Origin of the sequence: Bifidobacterium sp. M0353 (genome assembly GCF_016100645.1) — a bacterium.
Lineage (GTDB): Bacteria > Actinomycetota > Actinomycetes > Actinomycetales > Bifidobacteriaceae > Bombiscardovia > Bombiscardovia choladohabitans.
On the sequence record NZ_JACFSB010000004.1, the window covers coordinates 1 to 5,292 of the forward strand.

Annotated in this window: 6 protein-coding genes; 4 read left to right on the forward strand and 2 right to left on the reverse strand. The window is 59.5% G+C overall.

Annotation, left to right across the window (positions count from 1 at the left end):
* Positions 1-723 precede the first annotated feature (723 nt).
* The 4 genes from H3V04_RS08685 (at position 724) to H3V04_RS08700 (ending at position 3,907) form a co-directional block, all read left to right on the forward strand.
* The gene (locus tag H3V04_RS08685) at positions 724-2,154 is read left to right on the forward strand and encodes a ParB/RepB/Spo0J family partition protein (protein WP_015022037.1); all 1,431 of its coding nucleotides are present in this window, start codon (positions 724-726) and stop codon (positions 2,152-2,154) included.
* Positions 2,155-2,337: 183 nt separating this feature from the next.
* Complete coding sequence (locus tag H3V04_RS08690; protein WP_198188174.1) at positions 2,338-2,601, forward strand: hypothetical protein; 264 nt, start codon at positions 2,338-2,340, stop codon at positions 2,599-2,601.
* Positions 2,602-2,625: 24 nt separating this feature from the next.
* Positions 2,626-2,973: a hypothetical protein gene (locus H3V04_RS08695; protein WP_015022035.1), complete on the forward strand. Its 348-nt coding sequence runs from the start codon at positions 2,626-2,628 to the stop codon at positions 2,971-2,973.
* Positions 2,974-3,346: 373 nt separating this feature from the next.
* A complete protein-coding gene (locus H3V04_RS08700) occupies positions 3,347-3,907 on the forward strand; it encodes a hypothetical protein (RefSeq protein ID WP_015022034.1) in 561 nt (186 codons plus the stop codon).
* Between the two features lie 135 nt (positions 3,908-4,042).
* Here H3V04_RS08700 and H3V04_RS08705 read toward each other — a convergent pair whose 3' ends face one another.
* A complete protein-coding gene (locus H3V04_RS08705) occupies positions 4,043-4,489 on the reverse strand; it encodes a hypothetical protein (RefSeq protein WP_015022033.1) in 447 nt (148 codons plus the stop codon).
* A gap of 22 nt (positions 4,490-4,511) precedes the next feature.
* The gene (locus H3V04_RS08710; protein ID WP_045925197.1) at positions 4,512-5,024 is read right to left on the reverse strand and encodes a hypothetical protein; all 513 of its coding nucleotides are present in this window, start codon (positions 5,022-5,024) and stop codon (positions 4,512-4,514) included.
* Positions 5,025-5,292: the final 268 nt, after the last annotated feature.

A 5,292-nucleotide genomic window follows, 5' to 3' on the forward strand; every position in this document is an offset into this window, starting at 1 on the left:
AGATACCCCAACACCACACTCTGACCAACACACAACCAAACCCACACACAGAACCTAAAACAACGCGTTTAGTTCCTATAGGCCCTGATGCCGGAGAGACCGTTCTGTATCAGCATAGAGGCTAGATTGGCTGAGCTCTGATAAGGATGCGAAGGGTAAGGAATACGAGCGGTGTCCATCTCAGTTACACCCCTTTAGATAAAAAAGTGCCGCCCTAGTGTGCATATCATATAAATATGATAGAGGCAGTGGCGGCTTCTAACAAGCTTTAATATACTCGGGATATCAGTTAGAAAGCTTCATCAAGATAAAGCTTCACAATATAAACACATTTCTTATCGGATGGTCTTTCTTCTATCATGAGCTACTGCAGATCACCCTTCAATCGGCAAACATAAAACTGGTCGGCTCGGCCGGGGTTGTGGTCATCGGCGGCTGCGCCTTGATGTCTGGCCGCCGCTGTCGCACGCCTGCGGCGTGCTGCTGAAGGGGTTGGGAATGTGGTGTTTGTGCCGCCCCCTTCCATTCTGGCCCGGGCCGCTGCGACTCAAGCCCCGAGCGTCTCCGCCCACACCCCGCTCCGGCCGAGGGGGCCGAACAGCATGCCCCCTCGGCCTCCGGGGGAGTGTTCGGATCCACGCGGGGGCTTGACTCTCCGCTATACCCGGGCCGCCATTCCAGGCGTCGGCACAAACAGTCCCGGCACCAAGGAAAGGAACACCCATGAACACCACAACCACAGTGACCATGCTGCCCATCGACGCCATCAGGCCCAACGACGCCAACCCCCGAAGCGAGATAGGAGACGTGTCGGAGCTGGCCATGAGCATCGCGTCCCAAGGCATACAGCAGGCCCTGGTCGTCACACCGGCGAACCAGGAGGGGCGGCACACCCTGGTCATCGGACACCGGCGGCTGGCGGCCGCCGAGCAGGCCGGCCTTGCAACCGTGCCCTGTATCATCACCGACATGGACGAGCAGACCCAGGCGGAGGTGATGCTGGTAGAGAACATACACCGTGACCAGCTCACCGCCCTGGACGAGGCACGCGGATACGCCCACCTCCTGGACCTTGGCGAAGACGTGGACCAGATGGCCAAAGCCACTGGCCGCAGCCGCAGCACCGTGCAGCGACGGCTCAAAATATCGTCCATCGACGACGAGAAAATACTCGCGCTGCCATCCCAGCTGAGCTTCGAGGAATTGGAGACGATAGCCGACTTCCGCGACGACGAAGGCCTGCAAGACCAGCTCATCAAAGCCGCAGGCACCAACAACTGGAACATGACACTGCACCAGGTCCAGGCCAAACGGTCGCTGGACAAGTGGATCGAACAGGCCCAGGAAGCCATCAAGCAGGCCGGGCTGCCCATCGTGCCGCTGACACCATCACAATCCTGGTCTGACCCGGAAGGTTGGCGCACCATCGCCCGATTCTCCCCGGATACCGACCCCGACCCCAAGCAGGCCCTCGACACATGGCTGGAGGAATGGGAAGGCGACAAACCCACGGCCGCCGGACTGCTCGACCGTGGCGGACAGTGGCGCGTCAAAATCACCCTGCTGGAGCCATACACCCAACAGGACCAGGAGGACGAACGCCGGCAAAGAGAGGATGACCTGGCCAGGTGGCAAGCCGAACAAGAAGCCGAAATCGCACCGGCCAAGCAACTGGACACGGCAAGCCACGACCTGCGGCTGGCCTACACGCAACGGCTCATGTCCCTCAAACGCCCCGCCAAAAACCAGTCCCAGGCCCTGTCCATGCTGGTCATCGCCCAAGCGAGCCAACGCACCTGGTGGGTCAGCCGGGACCAGGTGCGGGACACATGGCGCGCCATCGTCCAGGACCAGGAAGCCGAGCTGGCGCAAAAGGCCGACCTTGACGAGAGTCGCCGCACCCAGACGGCCTTCGCCCTGTGCCACGCCATCATGGAGACACAGATCAACCACGAGACCTGGCGCAGCCAAGACGACATAGACGGCCTGCTCAAACCCCTCTACCGTGCCCTCCAAACCGCAGGCTACGCCATCAGCGACGAAGAGCAATCCGGTCTCGACGGCGACCTGGTGCCCCGACCTGAAGAGGAAGACAACGAAGGGAACGAAGATGAAACAGACGACGGCGACCAGGAGGAGGACACCAAAGAGTGAATGAACCCCGCAGCCGGCCCCGCCACCAAGCGGGGCCGGCTGCCGGCGGCGGCGCAGCGATGCCTCGCGCCACCCCACGGGGTGGAATCGGCATCGTCGAACGCCCCGCGTTCGGACAGCCAGACCGCAACGCGAGGAACGCACGACTGGTTTGTATGTGCAATTTGTACTACACTCATGGTCATGGAGATCGAGATAGAGCAATCAGCCCGCAAGCACGGCTGCGCCGACGACGAAATCAGGCACGCGGTCTTCCACTCCATAGGCCACGAACAAATCGAGGGCTACGGCGACGAGATGACGGTGGTCTTCGTCGGCCAGCCACACCCCGGGGCCCTACCCGACAACCTGCTCGAAGTCATCGTCAGCAAATGGCAGGACGGCCAGCTCCACGCCTTCCACGCCATGCCGCTGACCAGCCGGTGGCAACATCTCAGATACCAATAGACACAACCAACAAGGAGCCAGACCATGACCAACACACAGACACCCGCCGACAGGGCAGCACACGCCGAAGCACTCGACCGCATGGCCGACGCCGGCCAATTCACACCCATCGAAGGCACCCGGGTATACCGGGGCTACGACGCCGGCCCCCTGACCGACGACGACCTGCTCTCCATCTTCGCCGGCCGCCCCCGCGACGAACTCAAACAACCCACCAGCAAAACCTGGCAGGTACGCACCACCCCGGCCCTGGACCAATGGGCCGAAGCCGCCGTCAAAACAGAAGGCACCAACCTATCGGCACTGATCCGCCAAGCCACCGCCGAATACCTGGCACACCACTACCCAGGACTCCGAAGCCAGATGGCCTGACCCATCAGGGCAACATCATCAAGGGACCCCTCAACGGGGTCCCTTTTTCCATGCTCGGCTCGGCCGGGGTTGTGGTCATCGGCGGCTGCGCCTTGATGTCTGGCCGCCGCTGTCGCACGCCTGCGGCGTGCTGCTGAAGGGGTTGGGAATGTGGTGTTTGTGCCGCCCCCTTCCATTCTGGCCCGGGCCGCTGCGACTCAAGCCCCGAGCGTCTCCGCCCACACCCCGCTCCGGCCGAGGGGGCCGAACAGCATGCCCCCTCGGCCTCCGGGGGAGTGTTCGGATCCACGCGGGGGCTTGACTCTCCGCTATACCCGGGCCGCCATTCCAGGCGTCGGCACAAACAGTCCCGGCACCAAGGAAAGGAACACCCATGAACACCACAACCAGCCTCCAGGACGACGTCAAGCAACTGAGCCAGGACCCCCAACTCATGCTCACCGCAGGCCGACAGGCCCTCGACAGCATCATGCGCATACTCGACGGCACCCACCAGCCCGAAGCCATAGGACACGACCGGCTCACCCGCATGGCCGCGCTGATAGAAACCTCACTGCCGCACCGCGACGCGCTCCTGGTCGCCGCCATCAACCCCGACACCACCCGAGACGACCTGACCACCATCACCGAACAACCCCACGACCCCGCCGCCGTCAAACTCATCTTCACCAGCCTCACCACCTGCTTCGAAGGCCGGACCCCCGTCAACCAGGAACGCGCCGACAGAGCCTACAACCTCTTCGACCAGCTCACCGCCGCCGTCGGCCCCACCCCACACCTCAGCGCCTCCAGAGCCTACCTGGCCTGGGCCGCCCGCGACCCCGACCAAGCCAGCTCATACATGGTCCAAGCCCTCACCCTCGACCGAACCAACAACCTCGCAGCGCTCATCGCCCTGGCCCTCAGTAAGAACATCAACCCCACCGACGACTAACACCACACACAACCAAACCGAAGAGGTCTCCTCCCAAACCAAGGAGGAGACCTCTCCGCGTCCGATGCGTTTCTCCCGCCCCATAAAAGGGGCACTCGAATCCGCTTCATTCCCTAGGAATGATCGTTGTTTAGATTAATCATGCTTGTCTGCAGCATCAACGGCATGAATGACGAGTAGGGAGATGAGAATGGTGAGAACCTCAGTTATCAAAGATGAGAGCGCCATGGCTTCCCACCTGCTGAAGGCCAAGGCCATCAACCCCATGAGAAACACAAAACTCACAACTTCGCTAACAAGCTTCTTCAAGACCTTGTGACTGCTCATGCTAAACAACACATCCACCAACGCATCAGTTATGTAGGTACCAAAGAACCACAACAGAAAGATAACGATGGTACCCAAAACCCCACGCCACCCATGCACCCAGGAACGAACGCCACCGAAAGGGAGCAAGCGATAAGTGACACCAATGCCGACCGCAAAAGGAAAGACAAAACCCAACAACACAGTTCCGAAAAAACCAACACCGGTAATCGCATCCGAAACCGTTACATGGTCTGATCGTCCACGGTCACTCATCGCTCACCCCTCTCTCCATGAATCAGAGGAACAAATCAACCCATGTCGCCGTGTATTCAGCAATATCGTAAGGGATGCCCAGCTGCATCAAACCTGAGACGATAGCGGCATGAGTCCAGACGCCGGTGGCTTCCAGGAAGTCTGCAATCCGACCGGCCCACGGAGCAATCTTGGCAGGAAGCTTGGAACCTCCCCAGCGCAGAAGCTTAATGACAGCTTTCTTGGCGATCGTCGTAGCCCAATTCCTCGATTGGAAGCCATTACCGGCAGTGCCATCATGCATCGAGAATGCATACTCGGTCAGGATGCCAGCACCTTCATAATCACCGTTTTCCCATGCGGTATCCGCTATCTCCAGCACATCCCTCGGAGTCAGCGAATCGGTGACTTGACTCACGATAGATGTCGAAGCGGTATCCACAGGCTCTGCAGCCATCGCCTGACTGGGAACCATGGCGACTCCCATAGACAGCGCAAGTGGAACAGCAACGCTGGCGAGCAACCTACTTTTGATAGTGTTCAGAGCTTTCATCATAAGCCCCTTTCCGTTTGTTGAGTCAATTCATCCTTGATAACCAATAACGAAGTCAGCGGTGTCAGCCATGGCACCTCTGACAACCCAGCTAAAACTGGAATACTGCACTGATAGATAGGCCTAACTATCATTCTTGAGTTATTACATCAACGGTGACAGTAGCACCACCGTTACACCATCATAGGGCTATAGGAACTAAACGCGTTGTTTATGTTGGGGGTTTGGCCTTGTGGCTGTAAGCGTGTTGGGTGGTTGTTAATAGGTCGGG